We start from the raw sequence: 23,299 nt of genomic DNA on the forward strand, positions 1-23,299 counted from the left end.
CAGCCCTCACCCCTGCCCCGGATACGGCGTGCCGTCCTTGTGCAGGAACCGCCCGTCCCTGCTCGGGCTCATCATGTCGATGTCGGAGCAGGTGATCACATCGTCCTGAGAGCGCGAGCCGACTTCCAGGTAGCGCGCGGTCGCCCCCGAGCGGTTGATCATGTGGTGGCCGTTGCCGCTATTCTTGGCGAAGGCAGCGCTATCGCCGGCCTTGAGCAGCGTCTCGCCGCCATCCTCGACCAGCACCAGTTCGCCTTCCAGCACATGGACGAGTTCGTCCTCATGGCTGTGCCAGTGGCGCTGGCTCGACCAGCCGCCGGGCGGCAAGGTCATCAGGTTGACGCCGAAATCGGTGAGCCCGCCGGCGTCGCCGAGACGCCGGCGCGTGCGGGTGGCGCACGGGGCGTCGAAGGGCGCGGGATAGCCGGAGCCCTGGCGGACGGGAATGGCTGCGAGGTCGATCTTGGGCATGGGTGGCTCCCGAGGGTGATGGGGGGCAGTGTAGATGATGGCGAAGGCACAGGGCCAGGTTGGGTTTTGCCAGGGAGCGAGAGATATCGGACGTAACGCCCTACGGCGCCCCCCTCTGTCCTGCCGAACATCTCCCCCTCTTGGGGGGAGATTGGCTGTCATTGCGGCCTTCGCCAATTCTCAACGCTGCAGGAAAAGAGCCGGCGCCCAGGCTGCCAATCTCCCCACTTGAGGGGGAGATGTCCGGCAGGACAGAGGGGGGCGCCGTAGGGCGCTATCCTTGATCCGTCCTGACTGTCGAATCCCTAATGCACCGCCGCCACATCCCTGAGATGCATCTCGTGCATCTTCAGCGTCTCCAGCGTCTTCTTGGCGAACTCCTTCAGCGCCGGGTCGTCGCCGGAGCGGGCGTAGGTGGAAAACATCGCCACCGCCTGCTTGTGCGCCTGCGTCTGCAAGGTGATGTATTTGGCCTGGAAGGCCTCGCCATCCAGCGCCTCGAGCTGGTCGAGCATTGCCTGGTCCTTGGGCAGCAGCGGCGGGCCTTCGGGCTTGATGGATGCCGTGGTCTGGCTCTTTTCCAGCGCCGCCTTGAAATCCTGGCCGGCCTTGGTGTGGTCCTTGACCATCAGCTCGGCGAAATCTCCAACATCGGCGGCGACGCCCTTCTTCAGCGCCAGCTTGCTGCTTTCGATCTCGAAGCGGTTGGCACTGACCAGCGTCTTGGTGAAGGTGTCGGTGTCGACCTTGTTCTCCGAGACAGCCGGCAAGGTGCTGGCCGCCTGCTGGGCAAAGGCTGAAGGCGTTCCGGCCAGAAGGGCCAGCATGGCAATGGCGAGATGCGGTTTCATCGAAACGCTCCGTGAAGGTGGTCCTCGCAGACCCAACGCGGCAGATGCGGTGAGGTTGCCAGCCGCGTCCCTTCTCCTCTCCCTACGGGCGACGAGGCCCCAGCAGAAAGGCTGTCATCACTGCGCTGACGCACGCCACCGCCAACAACGCCACGGAGCCCGAAGAGCTGGGTCTTTGGCGGATTGGAACGAGGTTTTCCGGCGCCGGAGCATTTTGAACCAACCCGTCCAGGTCGGATCGGCTCCCCCGTCTAACGGAATAGGCGCGGGTCAGCTCCGCACCGAGCAGAAAGATTTCCGATGAATAATAGACCCAGAGCAGTATGACGAGCAGCCCCCCGGCCGCGCCGTAGGATGACGCGATCGCGCTGGTGCCGATATACCAACCGATAAGCGATTTCCCCAATGTGAACAGGGCGGCGGTCACGACGGCGCCAATTCCGACATCCCGCCATTGCAAGGCACGGTCCGGCAGCACCTTGTAGATCGCGGCGAACATCACCGAGATCAGGCAAAAGGAAATCAGGGTGTTGATCGCGCTCAGAACGAATGCGCCGAACGGCAGATGAGCGCTGATCACGGTGCCCAAAGCAGAGATCGCCGCGCTCGCCACCAGGGATACCAGCAGCATAAAGCCGAGGGCGGCGACCAGGCCGAGACTGGCCGCACGCGCGCGCAAGAGACGCGACAGCGAACTTCCCTTGGCTTCAACCTTCCATATTGCATTCAGGGCCTGCTGCATCTCGCCAAACACCGCGGAGGCGGTGACGAGCAAAGTGGCGACGCCGATGAGCGCCGCCAGGGTCCCCGATGATCTGCTGGACGCCCCTTGGAGCGCCGTCTGAAGGAGCGCAGCGCTTTCCGAACCCATCAACCCCGATATCTGGGCGGACAAAGCCAACTGCGCCGCGTCGTGACCAAAGGCGATGCCGGCGATCGCCACGACGATGATCAGAACCGGGGCCAGCGACGTGGCGGCATAGAACGCCATTGCCGCGCCATGACTAAGGGCATTGTCGTTGACAAAGCCAACCACGCTTTCTCGCACCAGGTCCCATAGGTCTTTAAGTGTGGGTCGCACTTCGAATCCGTGAAAGGGGTCGCAACCGTCTCCTATCAATGCGGCCGATCATCCGATGTTCCGGCCGACTTGAGCGGCTTCAGCAGCCACTTGAAGCGCGGATCAAGGACACTGAAGCCAGCGGGGATGCGGCGAGGTTGCCTGCCGGCGTGTCAAGACGACAGGGTCACCTCGCCCTCGTCCTCACCATCCCAGTAATGGGCGCGAACCGCTTCGATCTTGATCATGGCCAGCCCGGGCGTATCGGTGCCCTGTTCGAACCACTCGTCGATATCGTCGGTCCAGTGTTCCTCGAAGGCAGCCTTGTCGCGGATGATCTCGGCCTTGCCCTCAACCGCAACCCAGAAACCATCGTCGCCCTTGAAGGCCAGCGACACATTAGCGTCGCGTTCGATATCCTCCACCACCTGCGACTTGTCCCAGGTGAAGTAGAAGGAGGAGCCGTCATATTCGACGTCCTGGTTGTTACTCATCGGCCGGCCGGCAATGGCACCGCCTTGCGTGTGGGTGGACAGCATGGCGACATCGATATCGCGCATCTTCTCGGCAATTTCGGCGAGGCTTTTGTCGGTCATGGGGCGCTCCTGTGATGGGGGTGAATGGACAAGGCCAACGTCCGGTCCGGCCTTTGGTTCTCAGGAACCGTTAGCGGCGCGAAACATTCCCCCGCCGGAGGTGCCGACATGCAGAAGCTGCGCAAGGGAGCACGCGTGACCTGGAAGTGGGGCGCGCATACCGCCGACGGCAAGGTAAGCAGGAGCTTCACCAGGGAGGTAAAGCGCACGACCAAGGGCGTGGAAGTGGTGCGCGAGGCCAGCCCGGGAGAACCCGCCTACCTGATCGAACAGGCCGACGGCGACCATGTACTGAAAAGCCATTCCGAACTAAAGCAGAAGGGCTGAACGCCTTGCGTCAGCGACAGCAGGCCTCGCTATATTGCAGCTGCTCGCGCCAGTCCGGCCGGCCCTGCGGCGTGAAATCCATCAGGTTCCACAGGATCTCGCAGGTGCCGATGGCGCGCGGGTCCTGGCCGGCATCGGTCGGCGCGAAGCCGAGCTCCGACGACCAGAAATGCCTGATGCCGTCGCTATCCCTGTGAAACACCGACAGCAGCGGGATCTGCGCGCCGTCGGCCGACTCGGCATTGTAGTCGCGCTTGAAGCTGTTGTTGGCCGAAGACACCAGCCGCATGTTGCGCCAGCCCTTGTCGCGGCCGAGCGTGACCAGGTTTTCCAGCGCCGTCTTGGCCACGACGGCGAAGTTGAAGCCGGCGGCCTCGAGATGGCCGACCGCGCCGTCGAACTGGTCGAGTAGCGCCGTGCAGGACGGGCATGGCTGGTCGGACCGCGCGAGCTTCGCCGTGCCGCCGCTGGTCGCCACGTCGCGCGTCTCCTGCGGGTGGCGCGGAAACATCATGTTGTAGAGGATCAGCGTGTCCTTGCCGGGCGCGAACAGCTCCGACAGTTTTATCCTCGCGGCCTTGCCGGCGATATCCAGCCTCTCGAACTCATAATCCTTCGGCACCAGCCCGCCCGGCGGCAGCGCCCGGCGCGCCTCGGCCACGGCTTCCATGGCGCGGCGCAGCTCGGCTTCCTTATTCAAGAGCTTTTCGCGCTGGGTGCGGTATTTGGCGGATTCGTTGGGAAAGGTGATCATGATCGGCTCCTTCAAGTCGTCGCCGGCGTCCCGGCAGGGTGCTCTACTCCCCAAGGACGCGACGCGCCGGCCGGTTCCTACATTCGCGCATCGGAACCGGCCCGGCTTTGCGGCATTCCCTTCATCGGCTACAGCTTCCGGCACAGGGGGACGACATGAAAGAGATCGACGAGATCGACCTGCGCTGTCCGCGAGTGGTGGCCGACAATGCCGCCAAGGGTTTGCGGCTGCGCAAACAATTCGGCCGTGGCGGCACCGAGATCGGCGTCGCGCGGGCCACCGAACTGAAGAACCGCGAGAAGCTGGCGCCGTCCACCATCCGCCGCATGGTCAGCTACTTTGCCCGCCACGAGGTCGACAAGCGCGGCAAGAACTACGGCAATGAGGACAATCCCTCGGCCGGATACATCGCCTGGTTGCTGTGGGGCGGCGACGAGGGCCGCGCCTGGGCGCTGGAACTCAAGCAGAAGATCGGCAACGCGCCCGATATCTGAGCGCCCCCTCAACCCTTCACCCCGCCGGCGGTGAGGCCGGAAACGATCTTGCGCTGGAAGATCAGCACCAGCGCTACCAGCGGCACCGTGACGATCACCGAGGCGGCCATGATGTTGCCCCAGGGCGCGATCGCAACCGGCACGGTCCGCCGCGCATCGTTGGAGGTGAAAGTCAGCGCGAACAGGAACTCGTTCCAGGCGCGCCGATGAAGGCCAGCAGTCCGGTGGTCGCCAGCGCCGGCCACATCAGCGGCAGGAAGATGCGCGTGATGATGATCAACGGCGTCGCGCCGTCGAGGATCGCCGCCTCCTCGACCTCGACCGGCAGGTCGCGGACAAAGGCGGTGAGCACCCAGACGGTGAACGGCAAGGTGAAGATCATGTAGGAGAAGATCAGTGCGACGAGCGAATTGTAGAGGCCGAACAGCCGCACCAGTTCGAACAACCCGGCCAGCACCGCCACCTGCGGGAACATCGAGACCGACAGGATGGCGAACAGCAATGCCGAGCGGCCGCGAAAACGGATACGCGCCAGTGCGTAGGCGGCAGTGACGCCGAGGAACAGCGAGAGCGCCACCACCGCGCCCGAGACGATCAGCGAGTTCAGGAGGTTGCGCAGGAAGGCGCCCTCGGCCAGCACATTGCGATAATTGTCGAGGCTTGGCGCTTTCGGCCATGGACCGGCCTGGAACAGCTCGGTCCCCGATTTCAGGCTGGTGACGATGGCGTAGTAGAACGGGAACACCGCGATGAGCACGATCGCCCCGACCAAAAGATAGAACGCCGTGCGCTTCAGGAGCCACATCTCAGCGGCCTCCTTCCAGGCTTATCCGACCGATGCGGATGGTTAGGATGGTGAGCAGAGCAAGGATGAGGAAGAGCAGCGTCGAGGCGGCCGAGCCATAGGCGAACTTGTCGAACTCGAACAGGTTCTCGCGGGCGAACACCGACATCGACTTGGTGTGCGCATTGTTGGGCGTCAGCACATAGATCAGGTCGAAGATACGCAGCGCGTCGAGCGCCCGGAAGATCAACGCCACCATCACCGCCGGGCGGATCAGCGGCAAGGTCACCCGCCAGAAGATCTGCCAGGGATTGGCGCCGTCCAGCCTGGCGACCTCGATGATTTCGCGCGGCAGCATCTGCAGCGCGGCCAGGATGAGCAGCGCCATGAAGGGCGTCGTCTTCCAGATGTCGACGATCAGCACCGCCATCATCGCCGTGTCGGCGCTGGCGGTCCAGGCGATCTTGGTGTCGATCAGCCCGAGATTGATCAGCACGACATTGATGATGCCGAACTGGTCGTTGAGCATCCACTGCCACATCTTCGCCGAGACGATGGTCGGGATCGCCCAGGGGACGAGGATCGCCGCCCTGACGATGCCGCGGCCGGGGAATTCGGCGTTGAGCACCAGCGCGACGACCATGCCGAGGATCGTCTCGCAGGTCACCGAAACCACCGTGAAGCGCAGCGTGTTCCACACGGCGCCCCACCAGGCCGGGTCGAGAAGCAGCCCGTCGTAAACGACCCTGCCGCTTGGCATGCGCAGAACCGAGACATAATTGGCGAGGCCGACCCATTGGCGGGCGTCGAGATCGGACAGGGAGGCGTCGGTGAAGCTGAAATAAACCGTGCGCGCAAGCGGCCAGCCGGCAGCCGCGGCGAGCACCAGAAGCATCGGTGCCAGGAACAGCCATGCCGAGCGCACACGCTGGCGCGTCAGCCGCGAGCCTTGGCGCCGGTCGGCGGCACCGGCCGGTTGCGCGCTCACCAGCCCTTGCCTTTCAGCCGGGTCAGCGTCGCCTCGAGGTCACCCAGATTGTCGGCGGCGCTGCCTTCGCCGGACAAGGTCTTGTGGACGGCGTTCCAGAACTGGCTCGACGCCTCATTGTACTTGTTCCTGGTCACCGCAGAGGGCCGCGGCCCGGCATTGAGGAACACCGCTTTCCAATGTGGAATGATCGGCTGGTGGCTGGCGATATCGGCATCGTCATAGAGCGCGGGGATGGTCGGCAGGTTGGCGGTCTTCAGCGTGCGGTATTTCTGCATTGCCGGCGAGGCGATGAACTTGACCAGTTCGATCGCCGCCTCCTTGTGCCTGGAATATTTCGAGACCGCGAGGTTCCAGCCGCCCAGCGTCGCCGCCGGCCGGGCGCCCTCGCCCGTGCCCGCCGGCAGCGGCGCGACGTCGAACTTGCCCTTGATCGGCGACCCCTGGCTGTTGCCCAGCGCATAGGCATAGGGCCAGTTGCGCATGAACACCGCATTGCCGGTCTGCCACACGCCGCGCGCCTCCTCTTCCTGATAGGCGAGCACGCCCGGCGGCGCGATGGTACCGATCCAGCCCCTGGCCATGTCGAGCGCCGCCGCCGCCCGGGCGTTGTTGATGGAAATCGCGCCGTCCGGCTCGACGATCTGGCCGCCGCCATTCGATACCACCCATTCGAACGCGTCGCAGGTCAGCCCCTCATAGGCGTTGCCCTGGAAGACGAAGCCCCAGATATCCCTGTTGCCCGAGGCCCGCTCCTTGTCCATCACCAGCCTGGCGGTGTCGCCCAGTTCCTTCCAGCTGGCCGGCACCTTGGCGCCGTATTTGTCGAGCAGATCCTTGCGGTAATAGAGCGCCGGCGCATCGGTGAAAATGGGCAGCGCCACCAGCCTGCCGTCGACGGTCTGCGACTGGATGATCGACGCGAAATGCTGGCCCACGACATCCCTGGTCGCTTCGGTCAGGTCGACGAACTGGCGGGCCAGCTGCGGCGCCCAGATGACATCGGTGTGGTAGACGTCGACGTCGCTGTTGCCCGCCGCGAGCCACAGCCTGTACTGGCCGAACTGGTCGGTTCCCGACGATGGCATGGCGACGATGGTGACCTTGTCGCCGGTCTCCTTCTCGTAGTGGTCGAGGATCTCGCGCAGCACCTTGAGGCCGTTGCCGGTGTCGCCCGACACGATCGACAGCTCGACCGCCCGCGCCGGACCCGCCGCGAGGACGGCAGCGACGCTCAACGCCAGCAATGCGTGGAAAAGCCTCATCGCGGTGGATCTCCCTTGGCGGCCGGCGGCGCAGAGCACCGGCAGCCGGTCAGACCCCACCGTTCATTGAATGCAAAGCAGCGCTTTGGGTTCCCCAACCGGCCGTCGCCGGTGACGGCCAGGATCAACGCCGCCGGTCAGCCTTCCCAGGCAACGGGCCGCATGCCCAGCCGCTCGTAGAGCCGCACGGCGGCGGCGTTCTCGAGCGTATTGGTCTTGAGGTCGACATGGGAGGCACCCCGGTCGCGAAAAATGGCGAAGGCGTGCCACATCAGCGCTTCGCCGACCCCCTTGCCGCGCGCCTCGGGATGGACGGCGAGGTCCTTGACGAAGGCCGAGCTCCAGCACAGTGCGGCCGCCGCCAGCCGGCCCTTGGCATCGATGACCAGGAAACACAGCTCCGGATCGAATTCGGGATCTTCTGAAATGCGCGGCCACCATTCGTCGAAGTGGCCGTCGGTGCCATCGTCGAACACTTCGCCCAGCAGCGCATGCAAAGGCAGCGCGTCACCACGCTCGAAGCTGCGCATGACAAAACCATCAGGCCAGTGCGGCGCAACCAGCGTCTCGTCGAGGATCTTGCGCAGCCGGATGTCGTTTGGAGCCGGCGGGCGCGGTTCGGGCATAGCGCTCAGGCGTCGGGCTGCAGGCGGTGCCGTTTGCGGTCGACACCGAGCCCGGTCGCCTCGAGCAGGCCCTTGCGCTTGGCGTCGAAATAATAACCGGTCTGGTAGAGCCAGTCGGCCTTCTTGGCGTTGCCGTCGGACACCAGCCAGGCGCCGCGCAGATATTTGACCGCGTATTTCAAATTGGTCTCGGCGTCGAACAGGCCCTTGGCCGGCCCGTCATAACCCATGCCGCGCGCGGTTGCGTGCTTGATCTGCATCAAGCCCCAATGGCCGTTGTTATAGGCCTTGGGATTGTAGGTGCTTTCGCGGTTGACGACATGGCGCACCAGATCCACCGGCACCTGATAGAGGGCGGCGTATTTGACGATCAGCCGGTCGACGTCGCCGCGCATGCCGGTGTGCTCTTCTCGCGCCGGGGCGGCCGGATCAACCGGCACGGACGGGAACTGCACCAGCGCGGCAGGGTTATGCGGCACGACATAGGCCACTTGCTGCACGCCGGGCATTTTCTGGCCGCCGGCTGTCGCCGGCACGATGAGCCCGGCTGTCGTGTAGGTCTCGGCGGACTTGATTACTGGCAAGCCTGCCTTGATCGCTGGCAAGCCTGCCTTGGCCGGCTGGCCAGCCTTGGCGGGCGCCGGAGCCTGCCAGGCGTTGGTGCCGACGACCATGATGGCGGGCACGGCCGGAGCCGCGGGCGTCGCGCCGGCAAAGGCCGCGGTCGCGGCGGCCGGCCGCGTGGCGGGCTCACCCTCGGAAATGACCGTCGGGCCGGACGTCACTTCGACGGTCTGGACCGGCGCGATGCCCGAGGATTGCGGCAGCACCGAAACCGTTTCCGGCAGCGGGATCGTGAAGCCCGCATCACTGCCGGCAACGGTCGCTGTTTCGGTCAGGGACGGCGCGGCTTTCATCTGCGAGGTCGACGTGCAGCCGCTCATGCTGGCCGCCGCCACGATCACGCCAATCGCGATAAGGGTTTGTTTTGCTGGCAAGCCGCGCTCGAAGTCCGGTTTGTCGGGTCGTTAAGATTTCCCTTACACCAGCGATTCCTGGGTAGCAATCGGGGCCATCCGGTGGTTTTCGGGTGGCGGGATGCAGGCAGCGATGCCATATTGTTCCTGATATGTACCGACGGAATGCCGGATTTCGCCGCTTTGCGAAAAGGAGCGCATCATGGAAACGACCACTTCGATCACAGCTGGCCACGCAGTGTTAGAAACAGTGATCGGCTTCATGGGCATCGCCTGGAGCGAAAAGGGCCTGATCCGGCTCTGCCTGCCCGAACGCAGCCGCGAAGCGGTGGAGCGGCGGCTGATGCGCCATGCCGGCGTTTCCGCCTCCACGGCACAGCCGCCCTGGGTGGTCGAACTGGTCGCCGCGATCAAGGCTTACGCCGCCGGGAAGGACGTCGATTTCACCGGCTTTCCCGTCGACCTCGACGGCGTCGACGATTTCCGCCTCGCCATCTACGACGCGGCCCGAAAACTCGGCTATGGCGAAACCACGACCTATGGTGAATTGGCCAAGCGCGCCGGCCATGCCGGCCTGCCGCGCGAAACGGGTGCCGCGCTGGGCGCCAATCCGGTGCCGCTGGTCATCCCGTGCCATCGCATCATGGCGGCAGGCGGCAAGATCGGCGGCTTCTCCGCGCCGGGCGGTTCGGTCACCAAGGAAAAGATGCTGGCCATGGAAGGCGTGCACGTCGGCCCGCCGCCGCCAGCACAGGTTTCGTTCGGATTTTGATGTCAGCCGCTCTAACGGCGGTGGATGAAGCGATGCCTGAAATGCTCGTTGTCCGGCCGCTTGCAGTTGTAGACCGGGCAGGACTTGGTGTCGGCGCTCGGCACATAGGCGCGCGTCCTCACCTCGCCCATGGTGCAGAATTGCTGGCTCTGCACATAGCGGTCGTAGAGCGGCAGCCCCGGCACCCGTTTCGACTGATAGCGCAGGATGACCGCACCTTGGCGCGCGATCGTTGACTGCACCTTGCCGCAGCTCATACGCGTCGGGTCGTAGCGCGAGATCGCCTGCGCCTGGGCGGCCACCAGCGTCAGGCAGGTGGCAAGAAGGATGGTTTTCATGGTCCTCTCCCCTCGACCCGCCGCCCACGGACGGCGCGATCTGCGTCACGGTTTCACCAGATTGGGGCGGCCGTTGGGCGGCCCCGGATCACGACGTTTTCACGCAGTCTTGTTTTTTGTGCGAAAGCAGCCTATATCAGCCCCATTGATATTTCGGCCGATCGATCCGGGCCTCGCGATCTTCGCGTTTGCTGACGTCTATCTCCAAAATCTCGATGCACACCGGCTGGACTTCGGTCCGGTCATACCAAAGCAAATGTGAAGGACTATTTTTATGGCAACTGGAACGGTCAAGTGGTTCAACGCCACCAAGGGTTTCGGCTTCATCCAGCCTGACAGCGGCGGCGCGGACGTTTTCGTCCACATCTCGGCTGTCGAGCGCGCTGGCCTGTCGACCCTGGTCGAAGGCCAGAAGATCAACTTCGAGATCGAGCAGGACCGCCGCACTGGCAAGTCGTCCGCTGGTTCTCTGAGCAAGGCAGCCTGATTTTGAAATGGCGCGCGCCGGACGAGAGTTCGGGGCGCGCGGCAAGTCACGGATGTACTGACGGTCGCGCGAGAAGCGCGCCGGAGCGGAAAGACCCGACAAGCTGGAACAGCAGATAGCTGCCAGCCCGGACCGGACGCTCCCAATCAGGCTACCGAAATGGGAAGGCGGGATTTATCCCGCCTTTTTATTTGTCTGGAGTTGGGGCGCCGCAGCCGGCGATATAGCCCCACTTATGGTGCTTTTGGTCCAATAGTGGTACCATTTCGTCATGACAAAGCTTGAGCAAATTGAAAAATCCATCACCGAACTGAGCCCCGAAGAACTAAAGGCGTTTGCCGCCTAGTTTGAGGCGCTCCGGGCCGATCAATGGGACAAGCAGATTGAAGCCGACGCCCATGCAGGTCGGCTGGACAAGCTGGCCGCACAAGCTTTGGCCGATCATCGCGCCGGCCGGACCCGACCTCTGTGAACCACGTCCTCAATCATCGACAATTTGGCGAAGGCGACGAAGCTGCATCCTTCTCCCCGTCTATATACGGGGAGAAGTGCCCGGCAGGGCGATGAGGGGCAGCGCAATTGCCCTTTTTGAAATTATCCAGAGAGGCTGGCGCCGCCCCTCATCTGGCTGCCGCCATCTTCTCCCCGTGAACGGGGAGAAGGACGCTCCCTCAACCCACCCACCCGATCGGCACGTGCCCCGGATCCGCTTCCACGCGGCCGAGCCAGGCGACCACCGCCGGATAGGCGTCAAGCTGGAAGCCGCCCTTTTCCGCCGTGTGCGTGTAGGCATAGAGCGCGATGTCGGCGACGCTGTAGGCGCCACCGCTGAAGAAGGTATGGGTTTCGAGATGCCGGTTCATCACGCCAAGCGCTTTGTTGCCGCGCTCCAGCGTCACTGCCAGCCGCTCCGGCGTGGCATCCCTGGCACGCTCGGGAACGGTCAGCAGTACCTTGCGCACGGCAATGTAGGGTTCGTGGCTGTACTGTTCGAAGAACAGCCACTGATAGGCCAACCCCCGCTCGTATCTGTCCGTCGGCAGAAAGCGCGTGCCTTCGGCGAGATAGAGCAGGATGGCGTTGGATTCGGCTAGCCGGCGGCCGTCCTCGAGTTCCAGCAGCGGCACCATGGCGTTCGGGTTCTTGGCGACGAAATCGGCTGTGCGCGTATCGCCGGCATGCGAACTCATCTCGACAGTGGTGAAGGCAAGGCCGAGCTTGGCCATCAGCAGGCGCGGCTTGTAGCAATTGCCGCTGTCGATCATGCTGTAAAGTATCATCGTCTGGTCCCCGAGCGCTGCTTCTAGGGCGGGATTATCGCAGCGGCGGCATCCTCAACCAATGATTTGTTTTGGCGCGACCATCAACGCCGCTTATGCAACGGCACCACCTTGTTGTCGAAGCCAAGCAGCGCCTCGATGGCAAGCGGCTTCTCGTCGAAGAGGGTGCCGGCCAGCGCCGGACGCCCGAGCAGAAAACCCTGCAGCAGGTCGACGCCGCCTTCGATCGCGACTCGCAGGTGGACGGGCTGTTCGATCCCCTCGACCAGCACCTTGGCGCCACGGTCATGCAGGCTAGACACCAGCGGACGAAAGAAGCGTTCCGCCGCGGCATGACGGCAGAATTCCGCGAACCAGCCGCCATCGATCTTGACGATGTCGGGCTGGAGCAGGCTCACCCGCTCCTCGGTCGAGTGGCCGGTGCCGAAATCGTCGATGGCGATGCGGATGCCGCCGCGCCGCATCTCGCGCACCAGCCTGGCCAGCAGCGCATCGTCCGCTGCCTGTTCGGTGATTTCACAGACCAGCATGGCGGGCGCCAGGCCGAGTTCGTCGAGATGCCGGCTCATCAGCCGGATCTCGGCCAGCGCCCGTCCAGCATGGTCGTTGACCAGCGGGTTGTAGTTGAAGAACAGGTCGAGCCCATCGACGCCGATATTGTGGAAATTCCGGAGATGCAGCATCCGGCACATGGTTTCGACGAACAGCCGGTCCGCGGCCGCGAGGCTGTCGAAGAACATCCTCGGCGACCCTGGCCGACCGGCGCGGTGCGGCTCGATCAGGCCTTCGACGGCCACCGGATATAAGCTGCCGCCGCGCGGGGCGTAGATCGGCTGGTAGACGCTGCGCAGGCGGAAGTCGCCATGGACGCCATATTCGATGCCGATCTCGTCGACGAAGATCGCGTCGCCGAGTATGCGCCGCCGCTCGGCCCTCATGGCACGACCCTGCGCCCGAAAGCCTTTGCCGGCCGCCCCGCGCGCGGCACAATGGGAGCGGGAGCAGGCGCGTGGCTTGCGGCGGGGACAGGTTCGGGACTGCTCCTGGCGAAAACACGGAAACTCGTCGGCGCCAGTTCGGGACGGGCGAGCACGTAACCCTGGACCATCGAGGCGCCCGATCGCTCGGCCAGTTCCAGTTGCCAGCCTTCCTCGATACCTTCGAACACGGTGCGGATGCCCTGGTCCCCGAAGCTCCTCACCATGGAGGTCAGCAGCGCGAAACCAGGACCCGATTCCATCAGTTGCGTGATCCACTGCGCGTCGAACTTGACGATGTCGGGCTTCAGCTCCTTGATGCGGTTGATGTCGGAATCGTCAGCGCCATAGTCGTCGACGGCGATGCGGAAGCCGTTGGCTCTGAGCGCCGCCACGAAGCCGTGCAGGGTTTCCTGCGACGCCGATCTCTGCTCCGTCACCTCGCACACGACGCGGCCCGGATCGATGCCGGCCTCGTGCAGCACCAGCCGCATGTCGCGCAAGGCACTGTCGGCGACAGCGCGCTCGGTGAACACCGACGGGTCGAAATTGACGAAGACCGACGCCTCGTGCGGCAGGCAGGCGCCCGCATTGAGCAGATGCAATGTCCTGGTCAGCGCTTCGACGTGCAGGCGGTCGGCGGCTGGGCATGTCGAGAAGAAGCTCATCGGCGATTGCGGCTCGCCATCGCGAAACGGACGGATCAGCCCTTCGAAAGCGGCAACCGAGAGCTTGCCCTCGTTGAAGGCGAAGATCGGCTGGAAAGCACTCTGCAGCGTGTAGATGCCCCAGACACCTGACGAGGTGCCGTCATCATGACGGATGATATGGGCAAGCCCAATGCTGCGTGACAAGGGTTCCTCGCTCCGCGACCTGGCGGAATTGGATTTACGATCCTGCCATGCAAGCCTCTACCGTGCGTTAATGAACTTTCTATTGATCACGCCTCATTGACCGCACCGCCATACCTGGCCCAGCCGACAATGCTTGCACTTGCCGGCGTCATGCGACATGAGAAGCGCCGCGGCCGCTCCTGGCCGCGCCGATCCTTTGGAGAGACAAAAGGTCATGGCCTTTCTTGCCGACACCCTTTCCCGCGTTAAGCCTTCCGCCACCATCGCGGTGACGCAGAAAGCCCGCGAGCTGAAAAATGCCGGCCGGGACATTATTGGCCTTGGCGCCGGCGAGCCGGACTTCGATACGCCCGACAACATCAAGAACGCGGCGATCGAGGCCATCCGCCGTGGCGAAACCAAGTACCCGCCGGTTTCGGGCATCGTCCCGCTGCGCGAGGCGATCGCCAGGAAGTTCAAGCGCGAGAACAATCTCGACTACAAGCCCGAGCAGACCATCGTCGGCACCGGCGGCAAGCAGATCCTGTTCAACGCCTTCATGGCGACGCTGAACCCCGGCGACGAGGTCGTCATCCCCCGCCCTTACTGGGTCAGCTACCCCGAAATGGTGGCGATCTGCGGCGGCGCTTCGGTGTTTGCCGACACCTCGATCGACAATGGCTTCAAGCTGACCCCAGCGGTGCTAGAGAAGGCGATCACGCCGAAGACCAAATGGCTGCTGATGAACTCGCCGTCCAACCCGTCGGGCGCCGCCTATACGGAGGCCGAGCTGCGGGCGCTCGCCGACGTGCTCTTGAAGCATCCGCATGTCTGGACGCTGACCGACGACATGTACGAGCACCTGACCTATGGCGACTTCGTCTTCAAGACCATCGCCGAGGTCGAGCCGAAGCTCTACGAGCGCACCCTGACCATGAACGGCGTCTCGAAAGCCTATGCCATGACCGGCTGGCGCATTGGCTACGCCGCCGGTCCGGTCCAGCTGATCAAGGCGATGGACATGATCCAGGGCCAGCAGACCTCGGGCGCCTGCACCATCGCGCAATGGGCCTCGGTCGAGGCGTTGAATGGCCCGCAGGACTTCATCGCCAGGAACAAGGCGATCTTTCAAGGCAGGCGCGACCTCGTCGTCTCGATGCTCAACCAGGCGCGCGGCATCTCTTGCCCGTCGCCCGAAGGCGCCTTCTATGTCTATCCGTCCTGCGCCCAGCTCATCGGCAAGAAGACCAAGTCCGGCAAGGTGATCGACACCGACGAGGCCTTCTGCTCGGAACTGCTCGAGGCCGAGGGCGTCGCGGTGGTGTTCGGCTCGGCCTTCGGCCTCGGCCCCAACTTCCGCATTTCCTACGCCACGTCGGACGCGTTGCTGGAGGAAGCCTGCACCCGCATCCAGCGCTTCACGGCGTCGCTGACCTGATCTGGTAAGTCCAAAACAAAACCCGGCGTCAACGCTGAGGCGTCACCGCCGGGTTTCGTCAATCCAAGCTCAGCACTCAGCCGCCATATTGCGCCGGCGTCACCGCTTCTAGCCAGTCGGCATGGATGCCGTCGAGCGCCTCCTGCATGGCGATATGCGTCATCGCCGATTTCGGCGCCGCGCCATGCCAATGCTTCTCGCCGGGCGCGAAGGAGATGACGTCACCGGCCTTGATCTCCCGGATTGGCCCGTCCCACGTCTGGGCCAGGCCGGCGCCCGCGGTGACATAAAGCGTCTGGCCAAGCGGATGCGTGTGCCAGTGGGTACGCGCGCCGGGTTCGAAACTGACCAGCGTGGCCCTGAGCCGCGCCGGCGCCTCGGTCTCGATGATCGGCGTCTGCAGAACCCGACCGCTGAAGTATTTGTCCGGCGCGATGACGGTCGGCACGCTGCCGCAAGCAATTATTTTCATGGTCTGTCCCTGGTGGAAGCCGGCGAAACGCCGGCCCCTTTCGAAGTGAAACGCATTCTCGGCCCGAATTGGCCCTGATGCAATCGGCCGTATTGCGGGCTTGGACGGAGGCCTGATTTTCTCTTAACCATGAACCTTGCCCGCTTGGGATCGCCGAGCGAAATGCCGGCGAATTCAATGTCTTCTTAACGGCTGCCCACTAGCCGTGAGCCTGCAGTGCGGGGGCTGGCCGATGAGCATACTGGCGACGATCAAGGACCATAGCGGCCGGATCTACCGCGGTATCCAGTCGCTGCTTGTGATCAGCATCGCCGTAGCGGCACTTGGCGCTTTCGACATCTCGCAAGACCTACCGGCCGGCAGTGCCTTCGCCATCTCGATACTGGCCACGAGCCTGGCCTTGCTGGCATTGATGTATATGCGCAGCAGCGTCGTCCATCGGCTCCAGTCGGCCGCCGCCGCCGAGGCCGAGAAACATCATTTCCTCACCAGGGACGCGATGACCGGCGCGATGACGAGACGCTATTTCCTCGAAGCGCTGCGCGACAGCCTGGGCACCATGCGCGACAGGCGCGAGGCGGCCTTGCTCTTGATCGACCTCGACCATTTCAAGCAGTTGAACGACACGTTCGGTCACCAGTTCGGCGACCTCACCCTGATGCATCTGGTCAAGACCTCGGAGCGCATCTTTGCCGGTGCCATGGTCGGACGCCTTGGCGGCGACGAATTCGGCGTCATCATTCCGCACGGCGACCTCAACGCCATCAACAAGGATGTCAGGCAATTGCTGGATGCCATGCGCGCCGGCAAATCGCATGAAGGCAAGACCATTCCGCTCTCCATTTCGGTTGGCGTGGCCCTGGCGCCGGCCCATGCCTCGAACACGACGGAACTGATGCTGGTTGCCGATCTGGCGCTCTATGAAAGCAAGGCGGCGGGCCGTGGCCGCGTTACCGTCTTCGACGAGGAGATGCTGTCCGACAAGCGCTACCGGCGCCTGGTCGAACGGGAATTGCGCGCCGCGGTCTATCTCGGCGAACTCGAACTGCATTACCAGCCGATCGTCAACCCGGACGGGTCCACCCAGGCGCTCGAAGGGCTCATCCGCTGGCGTCACCCGGTGCGCGGGCTGATCGCGCCGGCCGAGTTCATCGCCATCGCCGAACGCTCGACGTTGATCGACATGCTCGGCGAATGGGTGTTCAAGCGCGCCTGTGCCGACATCGGCCAGTTCCCCGGCCGCCGCATCTCCATCAACGTCTCCGGCGAGCAGCTCAAGCGCGACGAGATCGTCACCATGTGCGCCCGCGTGCTGAAGGAAACCGGCCGGTCGGCGTCACAGTTCATCATCGAGATCACCGAGACGGTGGCGACCGCCGCCACATCGGAGATCCTGCGCCGCCTCGAGGCATTGCGCGGCCTCGGCTTTCACATCGCCCTCGACGATTTCGGCACCGGCCATTGCGGCTTCAACTATCTCAAGACCTTGCCCGTCGATATCATCAAGATCGATCGCTCCTACGTCCGTTCCCTCGCCCATGACCAGGTGGCGCAGATCTTCGTTTCGGCGCTGGCGCAGATCGCGCGCATCCAGCAGGTCACCATCGTGGCGGAAGGCGTCGAGACCGCGGAAGAATTCGCTCTCGCCAAGGCCGCCGGCTGCAACCGTTTCCAGGGTTATTTCTTTGGCAGGCCGGCGCCACGCGACAAGCTCGCGCTGCCTGACGGACGCTCGGCCGAACCGCTGGCGCTCAGCGCCTGAGCCGGCCATCCGCACCGGCTTCCTATTTTCCTTGCCCTCCCGGCAAACAAGTGGGACGATAATCGCGGGCAGGCCGAAACAGGCCGCTCGCGACGGTCGAACAGGCCGGCCGCCGCTCAGGACCGATTGACCTTGGCCTGAACCATGAATGCCAGTCGGTCCCCAGGAAAACGCCTGAGTGGAGGTCAGTCATGGGTAATCGCGCCGGAGGACGACGCACGGGACCGAAATGCATTGCCATAGTCGGTCCCTTCGCAAGCGGTAAGACGACACTTCTCGAAGCCATATTGGCCCGTACGGGCGCCATTCCCCGCCAGAACCCGGTTTCCTCGGGCAACACCGTTTCAGACCATTCGCCCGAGGCGCGCGCCCATGCCATGAGCGTCGAGGCGTCGATCGCCACCACCGAATTCATGGGCGAGCAGTTCACCTTCATCGACTGCCCCGGATCGATCGAATTCTCCTTCGAGGCCGAACCGGTGCTGGCCGCCTGCGATGTCGCGGTGGTCGTGGCCGAGGCCGACGAAAAGAAGATCCCCGCCTTGCAGCTGATCATGCGCAAGCTCGACGATCTCGGTGTGCCGCGCATCCTGTTCCTCAACAAGGTCGACAAGGCGATCGCGGGCGTGCGCGACACGCTGAAGATGCTGCAGCCGACGAGTTCGGCGCCGCTGCTTCTGCGCCAGATTCCGCTGCGCAAGGACGGCGTCGTCATCGGCTCGATCGATCTGGCGCTGGAGCGCGCCTACATCTACCGCGAATATGCCGAGAGCGAGGTGGCCGAGATACCCGGCGACGACAAGGCGCGCGAACTGGAGGCGCGCTTCTCCATGCTGGAGACGTTGGCCGACCATGACGACCAGCTGATGGAACAGTTGCTCGAGGAGATCGAGCCACCCAAGGACGCGGTCTTCGACGACCTCGCCGCCGATCTGCGCGACGGCGCGGTGACGCCGGTGCTGATCGGCACCGCCGAGAAAGGCAATGGCGTGCTGCGCCTCTTGAAGACGATCCGCCACGACGCGCCCGACATCGAGGCGACCCGCAAACGGCTCGGTGCCCCGGACGGCAACGCGACGGTGGTCCAGGTGATGAAGACCATCCACACGCCGCATGGGGGCAAGCTGTCGGTATCGCGCGTCCTGTCCGGCCAGATTGCCGACGGCTCGGAACTGTGGCTGCCCGGCGGCGACACCGCCAAGGTTTCCGGTATCTACAAGATGCTGGGCAAGGACCAGGTCAAGCTGACATCCGCCAGGGTCGGCGACACCGTGGCGCTCGGCAAGCTGGACGAGGTCAAGACAGGCCAGACGCTGAGTTCGGCCAAGGGCGGCATCAAGCCGCTGTTCAACTTCGAGCCGCCGCAGCCGGTCTTTGCCTTCGCGCTGCGCCCCAAGGAGCGCAAGGACGAGGTCAAGATGTCGGCCGCAATCCAGCGCCTGGCCGAGGAAGATCCCTCGCTCAGCCTGCGCCACAACCAGGACTCGGCCGAGACCGTGCTTTCGGGCCACGGAGAGATGCATCTGCGCGTGGTGCGCGAGCGGCTGGAGGGCAAGAACCAGATCCCGGTCGAAGGCCATGCGCCGGCCGTGCCCTATCGCGAGACGATCCGCAAATCGGTGCAGCAGCGCGGCCGCCACAAGAAGCAGTCCGGCGGCCACGGCCAGTTCGGCGATGTGGTGATCGAGATCAAGCCGCTGCCGCGCGGCTCCGGCTTCCAGTTCACCGACACCATCACCGGCGGCGTCGTGCCCAAGACCTATATCCAGTCGGTCGAGATTGGGATACGCGACTACCTCAAGTCGGGGCCGCTCGGCTTTCCCGTGGTCGACGTCGCGGTCAACCTGTCGGATGGGTCCTACCATGCGGTCGATTCCTCCGACATGGCCTTCCAGATGGCGGCCAAGCTCGCCATGAAGGAAGGCATGGCCGCCTGCTCGCCGGTGCTCTTGGAGCCGGTGATGAAGGTCGAGATCGTCACGCCTTCGGACGCGACATCGAAGATCATCGCGCTGATCCCGCAGCGGCGCGGCCAGATCCTGGGTTATGACGCGCGGCCCGACTGGCCGGGTTGGGATGTCGTCGAGGCGACCATGCCGCAGGCCGAGATCGGTGATCTGATCATCGAGCTGCGCTCGGCCACCTCGGGCGTCGCCAGCTACCGCGCCGCTTTCGACCATATGGCCGAACTCACCGGCCGTCTTGCCGACGAGGCGATGAACGCCAACGGCAAGGCGGCCTGATTCTGGCGGCCTGATTCTGGCCGCCCGTTTCTCTGGCCGCCCGTTTCTCTGGCCGATGCACATGAAGCCCCCTCGAATGATCGAGGGGGCAAAACCAAAAACGACGCCCGGGGGGCCGGACGCCGTTTTGTTCGCGGACCGTTTTCTTGGGAGGAGAAACGGCAGGTCCGCCGCGTGTAAGTCGCCTAACTCCGGCGGGAAAAGGTTCGGACGCGGTAGCCGCCTGAGCCCGGGCCGTACGAGTGATGCCCCCATCTCCCGTCCGAACCACACCGCGTCCTATCCTTCACTTAGCAGATGAAGGGTGTGCTTGTCATGTTACCAGAGGTTACATGACACTGTTACGCGGCAATTTCGGTGAAATTTTCATCTGCCCCTGCAGCATGCGGGCAACAAAGCCAGGGTGCGGGCAACAAAAAAGCCGGATCAACGAAGATCCGGCTGAGTTTGATTGGAAGTGCCTGTTAAGGCTAACCTCCAGAGGGGAACACTCGAGGGCGCTAATGGGAGGAGAACGCGCCCAGGAGATGATCTATATATCTGCTCATCATGCCCAAGAAACAAGCATCTATTTTGCAACACACGCATGCAAAAAGATGCAGGCTGTGGTCTAACCCATTCCGAGAGCCAGTAGGACCAGCAGAATCGACGAAAATGGGCGCCCGATGAAGCGATTGCCGTGATCCAATCGCCAATCACGCTCGGCTTTCGTTCCAAAATCGCAAAAATGCATAATGACGTGCGAACGGGCAGCAGGCGTTTATTCCTGAGGCATGTCGCCCAAAACCGCGGAGGCAAAAGATGCGGACCCTTTCGGCGACCGCCGGCAGTGCCGCCTTTTTCATCGCCGCGCCTTGCGTCGTCGCAGGGCTGGCGCCGTGGCTGCTGAGCGACCGCTGGAGGCTGCCACGGTCGAGCCTGCCGGGCATGGTGCCGCTGGGCTGGGTCCTGATCGTGGTCGGAGTGGCGGCATTGCTGCACGCCTTCGGCCGCTTCGCGCTGGAAGGCCTCGGCACGCCCGCCCCGGTCGCGCCGACCGAGAAACTGGTGGTCGGCGGCATCTATCGCCATGTTCGCAATCCGATGTATGTCGCCGTACTGGCGATCATTCTCGGCCAGGTGCTGATGTTTTCGAGCTGGACGCTTGCCGCCTATGGCGTCGTCGCGGCAATCGCCATGGCCACCTTCGTCAAGCTCTACGAGGAGCCGACGCTCGCCGGCCGCTACGGTGCCGAGTACGAGGCCTACCGCCGCAACGTACCGGGCTGGCTGCCGCGGCTGACGCCCTGGCGGCAGTAACATGACGACAAGAGGATGAGCGGCAGCCGGTCGCGGGTCAATAAGACCAGCTACGCGCCTTGGCGATGATGAAGTCGCGGAACACGTGCAGCTTGGCCTGGTTCTTCATCGCGTCGGGATAGGCGAAATAGGTGTCGAAGGACGGCACCTCGGTCTCCGGCAGAAGCTGCACCAGGCCGGAATCCTTGCTGATCACATAATCCGGCAGCATGGCGATGCCGGCGCCACCCTCCACGGCGCGCTTGATCGACAGGATGTCGTTGATCTGCAGTGTCGGCACGCGCCGGCCGCTCTCGAAATCACCGACCGTCTCCAGCCAGTTCAACTCCGACAGATGCGACGGCACAGGCAGGCCAAAGGTGACGATGCGATGGCTTCTCAACTCTGCGGTCGAGCCCGGCTTGCCATATTTGGCGACGTAGGATGGGGCGGCGTAGAGATGGAAATGCACGGTGAACAGACGGCGCTGGATCAGGTCCGGCTGTTGCGGCTGGCGCAGCCGGATGGCGCAATCGGCCTGGCGCATGGTGAGGTCGAGCTCCTCATTGGCGAGGATCAGCTGCAGGCTGATCTCGGGGTAAAGCTCGATGAACTCCTGCACCCGCTCGGTCAGCCAGCCGGCGCCGAGACCGACGGTCGTCGTCACCCTGAGCACACCGGACGGGCGGTCCTTGGTCTCGATCAGCCGCGACTTGATGGTTTCCAGCTTCATCAGCACGTCATGCGCCGTGCGGAACAGCATCTCGCCCTGTTCGGTCAGCACAAGGCCGCGTGCATGGCGATTGAACAGCGGCACGCCGACATCATGTTCGAGCGCGCTGACCTGCCTCGATATCGCCGATTGCGACAGATGCAGCGTCTCGGCCGCATGCGTAAACGACCCCGCTTCCGCCGCAGCGTGAAACACGCGTAGCTTATCCCAGTCCAACGCCATGACTTCCCCTCGTTCCGGTTGGCGTTTGAATGAAAAATCAGGCTTTTACACGGCGTTTCTAAGCCGTTTTTTTAACAGTTTTGCAAGCGCCCCTATTCCGCTGCTTCGCGATGCACCTCGATGCCGGCCAGATACTTTTCCGCTTCGAGCGCGGCCATGCAGCCGAGCCCGGCCGCCGTCACCGCCTGGCGGTAGATATCGTCCGTCACGTCGCCGGCGGCGAACACGCCAGGCACGTCGGTACGCGTCGAGTCCGGCGCCGTCCACAGATAGCCGTTCGGCTTCTGCTTCAGCTTGCCGGCGAACAACTCGACCGCGGGCGCATGGCCGATGGCCACGAAGACGCCGTCGATCTTGAGGTGGCTCTCGGCACCGGTCACGGCATGCCTGAGCTTCAGCCCTTCGACCGAAGGCGGCAGCGGTGCCTTGCCCGGCCGCCCGGTGATCTCGTCGACGATCGTGTCCCAGATGACGCGGACATTGTCCTTCTTCAACAGGCGCTCACGTAGGATGCGCTCGGCACGGAAGTCCGAGCGCCTGTGGATGACGGTGACACTCTTGGCGAGGTTGGACAGATAGAGCGCCTCTTCCACCGCCGAATTGCCGCCGCCGACCACCGCGACATCCTTGCCGCGATAGAAGAAGCCGTCGCAGGTGGCGCAGGCCGAAACGCCGAAGCCCATGAAGTCCTGCTCGGTCGGAATGCCCAGCCACTTGGCTTGCGCGCCGGTGGCGATGATCAGTGCATCGGCCGTGTAGGTCGTGCCGGAATCGCCCTTGGCACGGAATGGCCGCACGTTGAGATCGACCTCGGTGATGATGTCGTTGATGATGTCGGTGCCGACATGCTCGGCCTGCTTGAGCATCTGCTCCATCAGCCACGGCCCCTGGATCGGATCGGCGAAGCCGGGATAGTTCTCGACATCGGTGGTGATCATCAACTGGCCGCCTTGCTGCAGGCCGGCGACGAGCATCGGCTTCAGCATGGCGCGCGCGGCATAGACCGCCGCCGTGTAGCCGGCTGGGCCGGAACCGATGATGAGAACAGGCGCGTGCTTGGTGGTCATTTAGAGCCTCTGCGGGGCAGACAAACGGGTGTGCCTTGGAAAAAAGACGTGGAATGTCGTGCTTAATGTAAGGGTTGCCAATCACGCCAGCAAGACGAACGGGCCGTCGTCCCCGGAAAGCTTCGGCCCCATGTGGATATTCGCGCGACGGCCGCTTTCGTTACCGTTCCAGAATCGCGTTGACGAGGGCTGGCATCGACACAA

General features: G+C 63.8%; 24 protein-coding genes and 1 pseudogene. 8 read left to right on the forward strand and 17 right to left on the reverse strand.

Features of this window, described 5'->3' with window-relative positions:
• Nucleotides 1-6: 6 nt before the first annotated feature.
• The 4 genes from LB564_RS29700 to LB564_RS29715 all read right to left on the reverse strand — a co-directional run bounded on the left by LB564_RS29700 (nt 7) and on the right by LB564_RS29715 (nt 2,978).
• Nucleotides 7-471 carry a cupin domain-containing protein gene (locus LB564_RS29700; protein ID WP_224542644.1) on the reverse strand — a complete coding sequence of 155 codons (465 nt, stop codon included), beginning with the start codon at nt 469-471 and terminating at the stop codon, nt 7-9.
• Between the two features lie 305 nt (nt 472-776).
• Complete coding sequence (locus LB564_RS29705; protein ID WP_224542645.1) at nt 777-1,322, reverse strand: DUF4142 domain-containing protein; 546 nt, start codon at nt 1,320-1,322, stop codon at nt 777-779.
• Nucleotides 1,323-1,404: 82 nt separating this feature from the next.
• Entirely contained in the window at nt 1,405-2,358 is a 954-nt protein-coding gene (locus LB564_RS29710; RefSeq protein WP_411910221.1) for a YihY/virulence factor BrkB family protein, read from the reverse strand.
• Nucleotides 2,359-2,555: 197 nt separating this feature from the next.
• The gene (locus tag LB564_RS29715; RefSeq protein ID WP_224542647.1) at nt 2,556-2,978 is read right to left on the reverse strand and encodes a pyridoxamine 5'-phosphate oxidase family protein; all 423 of its coding nucleotides are present in this window, start codon (nt 2,976-2,978) and stop codon (nt 2,556-2,558) included.
• Between the two features lie 108 nt (nt 2,979-3,086).
• On the opposite strand from LB564_RS29715, the gene LB564_RS29720 reads away from it, so the two are divergent.
• Entirely contained in the window at nt 3,087-3,305 is a 219-nt protein-coding gene (locus LB564_RS29720; RefSeq protein WP_224542648.1) for a DUF2945 domain-containing protein, read from the forward strand.
• 10 nt (nt 3,306-3,315) lie between these two features.
• On the opposite strand, the gene LB564_RS29725 is transcribed toward LB564_RS29720, so the two are convergent.
• Complete coding sequence (locus LB564_RS29725) at nt 3,316-4,059, reverse strand: DUF899 family protein (protein ID WP_224542649.1); 744 nt, start codon at nt 4,057-4,059, stop codon at nt 3,316-3,318.
• A 155-nt stretch (nt 4,060-4,214) separates the two neighbouring features.
• Here LB564_RS29725 and LB564_RS29730 point away from each other — a divergent pair, with 155 nt between their 5' ends.
• Nucleotides 4,215-4,553: a hypothetical protein gene (locus LB564_RS29730; RefSeq protein WP_224542650.1), complete on the forward strand. Its 339-nt coding sequence runs from the start codon at nt 4,215-4,217 to the stop codon at nt 4,551-4,553.
• A gap of 8 nt (nt 4,554-4,561) precedes the next feature.
• Here LB564_RS29730 and LB564_RS29735 read toward each other — a convergent pair.
• From LB564_RS29735 to LB564_RS29755, 5 genes and pseudogenes are all read right to left on the reverse strand, one after another.
• Nucleotides 4,562-5,358, reverse strand: a pseudogene (locus LB564_RS29735) (carbohydrate ABC transporter permease).
• Nucleotide 5,359: 1 nt separating this feature from the next.
• A complete protein-coding gene (locus LB564_RS29740; RefSeq protein ID WP_411910220.1) occupies nt 5,360-6,325 on the reverse strand; it encodes a carbohydrate ABC transporter permease in 966 nt (321 codons plus the stop codon).
• Nucleotides 6,322-7,590, reverse strand: a complete 1,269-nt coding sequence (locus LB564_RS29745) for an ABC transporter substrate-binding protein (RefSeq protein WP_224542651.1) — start codon at nt 7,588-7,590, stop codon at nt 6,322-6,324. Before LB564_RS29745 ends, LB564_RS29740 begins: the two co-directional genes overlap by 4 nt.
• 137 nt (nt 7,591-7,727) lie before the next feature.
• Nucleotides 7,728-8,216 (reverse strand): GNAT family N-acetyltransferase, encoded by a 489-nt coding sequence (locus tag LB564_RS29750; RefSeq protein ID WP_224542652.1) that lies wholly within the window; start codon nt 8,214-8,216, stop codon nt 7,728-7,730.
• 5 nt (nt 8,217-8,221) lie between these two features.
• Nucleotides 8,222-9,214, reverse strand: coding sequence for a lytic transglycosylase domain-containing protein (locus tag LB564_RS29755; protein ID WP_224542653.1), 993 nt, complete (start codon nt 9,212-9,214; stop codon nt 8,222-8,224).
• A gap of 181 nt (nt 9,215-9,395) precedes the next feature.
• On the opposite strand from LB564_RS29755, the gene LB564_RS29760 reads away from it, so the two are divergent.
• Nucleotides 9,396-9,965 (forward strand): methylated-DNA--[protein]-cysteine S-methyltransferase, encoded by a 570-nt coding sequence (locus LB564_RS29760; RefSeq protein ID WP_224542654.1) that lies wholly within the window; start codon nt 9,396-9,398, stop codon nt 9,963-9,965.
• Nucleotides 9,966-9,976: 11 nt separating this feature from the next.
• Here the strand turns inward: LB564_RS29760 and LB564_RS29765 are convergent, their stop codons facing one another.
• A complete protein-coding gene (locus LB564_RS29765; protein WP_140704976.1) occupies nt 9,977-10,303 on the reverse strand; it encodes a hypothetical protein in 327 nt (108 codons plus the stop codon).
• Between the two features lie 274 nt (nt 10,304-10,577).
• On the opposite strand from LB564_RS29765, the gene LB564_RS29770 reads away from it, so the two are divergent.
• Nucleotides 10,578-10,790: a cold-shock protein gene (locus LB564_RS29770; protein ID WP_015316174.1), complete on the forward strand. Its 213-nt coding sequence runs from the start codon at nt 10,578-10,580 to the stop codon at nt 10,788-10,790.
• A 671-nt stretch (nt 10,791-11,461) separates the two neighbouring features.
• On the opposite strand, the gene LB564_RS29780 is transcribed toward LB564_RS29770, so the two are convergent.
• From LB564_RS29780 to LB564_RS29790, 3 genes are all read right to left on the reverse strand, one after another.
• Nucleotides 11,462-12,070: a glutathione S-transferase family protein gene (locus LB564_RS29780; protein WP_224542655.1), complete on the reverse strand. Its 609-nt coding sequence runs from the start codon at nt 12,068-12,070 to the stop codon at nt 11,462-11,464.
• 83 nt (nt 12,071-12,153) lie between these two features.
• A complete protein-coding gene (locus tag LB564_RS29785; RefSeq protein ID WP_224542656.1) occupies nt 12,154-13,008 on the reverse strand; it encodes an EAL domain-containing protein in 855 nt (284 codons plus the stop codon).
• A complete protein-coding gene (locus tag LB564_RS29790; protein ID WP_224542657.1) occupies nt 13,005-13,901 on the reverse strand; it encodes an EAL domain-containing protein in 897 nt (298 codons plus the stop codon). Before LB564_RS29790 ends, LB564_RS29785 begins: the two co-directional genes overlap by 4 nt.
• A gap of 214 nt (nt 13,902-14,115) precedes the next feature.
• On the opposite strand from LB564_RS29790, the gene LB564_RS29795 reads away from it, so the two are divergent.
• Nucleotides 14,116-15,318, forward strand: a complete 1,203-nt coding sequence (locus LB564_RS29795; protein ID WP_224542658.1) for a pyridoxal phosphate-dependent aminotransferase — start codon at nt 14,116-14,118, stop codon at nt 15,316-15,318.
• A gap of 76 nt (nt 15,319-15,394) precedes the next feature.
• Here LB564_RS29795 and LB564_RS29800 read toward each other — a convergent pair whose 3' ends face one another.
• On the reverse strand, nt 15,395-15,790 hold the full coding sequence (locus tag LB564_RS29800) for a cupin domain-containing protein (protein ID WP_140704967.1): 396 nt from the start codon (nt 15,788-15,790) through the stop codon (nt 15,395-15,397).
• Between the two features lie 232 nt (nt 15,791-16,022).
• Between LB564_RS29800 and LB564_RS29805 the strand changes: the two genes are divergently transcribed.
• The 3 genes from LB564_RS29805 (at nt 16,023) to LB564_RS29815 (ending at nt 21,094) form a co-directional block, all read left to right on the forward strand.
• Nucleotides 16,023-17,552: a putative bifunctional diguanylate cyclase/phosphodiesterase gene (locus LB564_RS29805; protein ID WP_224542659.1), complete on the forward strand. Its 1,530-nt coding sequence runs from the start codon at nt 16,023-16,025 to the stop codon at nt 17,550-17,552.
• 191 nt (nt 17,553-17,743) lie between these two features.
• Nucleotides 17,744-19,795: an elongation factor G gene (locus tag LB564_RS29810; protein WP_224542660.1), complete on the forward strand. Its 2,052-nt coding sequence runs from the start codon at nt 17,744-17,746 to the stop codon at nt 19,793-19,795.
• An 801-nt stretch (nt 19,796-20,596) separates the two neighbouring features.
• The gene (locus LB564_RS29815) at nt 20,597-21,094 is read left to right on the forward strand and encodes a methyltransferase family protein (protein WP_224542661.1); all 498 of its coding nucleotides are present in this window, start codon (nt 20,597-20,599) and stop codon (nt 21,092-21,094) included.
• Nucleotides 21,095-21,131: 37 nt separating this feature from the next.
• Here the strand turns inward: LB564_RS29815 and LB564_RS29820 are convergent, their stop codons facing one another.
• Nucleotides 21,132-22,028: a LysR family transcriptional regulator gene (locus LB564_RS29820; protein WP_224542662.1), complete on the reverse strand. Its 897-nt coding sequence runs from the start codon at nt 22,026-22,028 to the stop codon at nt 21,132-21,134.
• Nucleotides 22,029-22,120: 92 nt separating this feature from the next.
• On the reverse strand, nt 22,121-23,095 hold the full coding sequence (trxB, locus tag LB564_RS29825) for a thioredoxin-disulfide reductase (RefSeq protein ID WP_127873462.1): 975 nt from the start codon (nt 23,093-23,095) through the stop codon (nt 22,121-22,123).
• Nucleotides 23,096-23,299 lie beyond the last annotated feature (204 nt).

The organism is Mesorhizobium sp. ES1-6, assembly GCF_020164775.1.
GTDB lineage: Bacteria > Pseudomonadota > Alphaproteobacteria > Rhizobiales > Rhizobiaceae > Mesorhizobium.

Bases quoted from the DNA above. Each gene is read 5' to 3' on its own strand.
- LB564_RS29765 (WP_140704976.1), bottom strand. From the start codon at position 10,303: ATGAAAACCATCCTTCTTGCCACCTGCCTGACGCTGGTGGCCGCCCAG.
- LB564_RS29745 (WP_224542651.1), bottom strand. From the start codon at position 7,590: ATGAGGCTTTTCCACGCATTGCTGGCGTTGAGCGTCGCTGCCGTCCTC.
- LB564_RS29715 (WP_224542647.1), bottom strand. From the start codon at position 2,978: ATGACCGACAAAAGCCTCGCCGAAATTGCCGAGAAGATGCGCGATATC.
- LB564_RS29780 (WP_224542655.1), bottom strand. From the start codon at position 12,070: ATGATACTTTACAGCATGATCGACAGCGGCAATTGCTACAAGCCGCGC.
- LB564_RS29750 (WP_224542652.1), bottom strand. From the start codon at position 8,216: ATGCCCGAACCGCGCCCGCCGGCTCCAAACGACATCCGGCTGCGCAAG.
- LB564_RS29800 (WP_140704967.1), bottom strand. From the start codon at position 15,790: ATGAAAATAATTGCTTGCGGCAGCGTGCCGACCGTCATCGCGCCGGAC.
- LB564_RS29810 (WP_224542660.1), top strand. From the start codon at position 17,744: ATGGGTAATCGCGCCGGAGGACGACGCACGGGACCGAAATGCATTGCC.
- LB564_RS29725 (WP_224542649.1), bottom strand. From the start codon at position 4,059: ATGATCACCTTTCCCAACGAATCCGCCAAATACCGCACCCAGCGCGAA.
- LB564_RS29770 (WP_015316174.1), top strand. From the start codon at position 10,578: ATGGCAACTGGAACGGTCAAGTGGTTCAACGCCACCAAGGGTTTCGGC.
- LB564_RS29805 (WP_224542659.1), top strand. From the start codon at position 16,023: ATGAGCATACTGGCGACGATCAAGGACCATAGCGGCCGGATCTACCGC.
- LB564_RS29785 (WP_224542656.1), bottom strand. From the start codon at position 13,008: ATGAGGGCCGAGCGGCGGCGCATACTCGGCGACGCGATCTTCGTCGAC.
- LB564_RS29820 (WP_224542662.1), bottom strand. From the start codon at position 22,028: ATGGCGTTGGACTGGGATAAGCTACGCGTGTTTCACGCTGCGGCGGAA.
- LB564_RS29795 (WP_224542658.1), top strand. From the start codon at position 14,116: ATGGCCTTTCTTGCCGACACCCTTTCCCGCGTTAAGCCTTCCGCCACC.
- LB564_RS29815 (WP_224542661.1), top strand. From the start codon at position 20,597: ATGCGGACCCTTTCGGCGACCGCCGGCAGTGCCGCCTTTTTCATCGCC.
- LB564_RS29730 (WP_224542650.1), top strand. From the start codon at position 4,215: ATGAAAGAGATCGACGAGATCGACCTGCGCTGTCCGCGAGTGGTGGCC.
- LB564_RS29760 (WP_224542654.1), top strand. From the start codon at position 9,396: ATGGAAACGACCACTTCGATCACAGCTGGCCACGCAGTGTTAGAAACA.
- LB564_RS29705 (WP_224542645.1), bottom strand. From the start codon at position 1,322: ATGAAACCGCATCTCGCCATTGCCATGCTGGCCCTTCTGGCCGGAACG.
- LB564_RS29720 (WP_224542648.1), top strand. From the start codon at position 3,087: ATGCAGAAGCTGCGCAAGGGAGCACGCGTGACCTGGAAGTGGGGCGCG.
- trxB (WP_127873462.1), bottom strand. From the start codon at position 23,095: ATGACCACCAAGCACGCGCCTGTTCTCATCATCGGTTCCGGCCCAGCC.
- LB564_RS29700 (WP_224542644.1), bottom strand. From the start codon at position 471: ATGCCCAAGATCGACCTCGCAGCCATTCCCGTCCGCCAGGGCTCCGGC.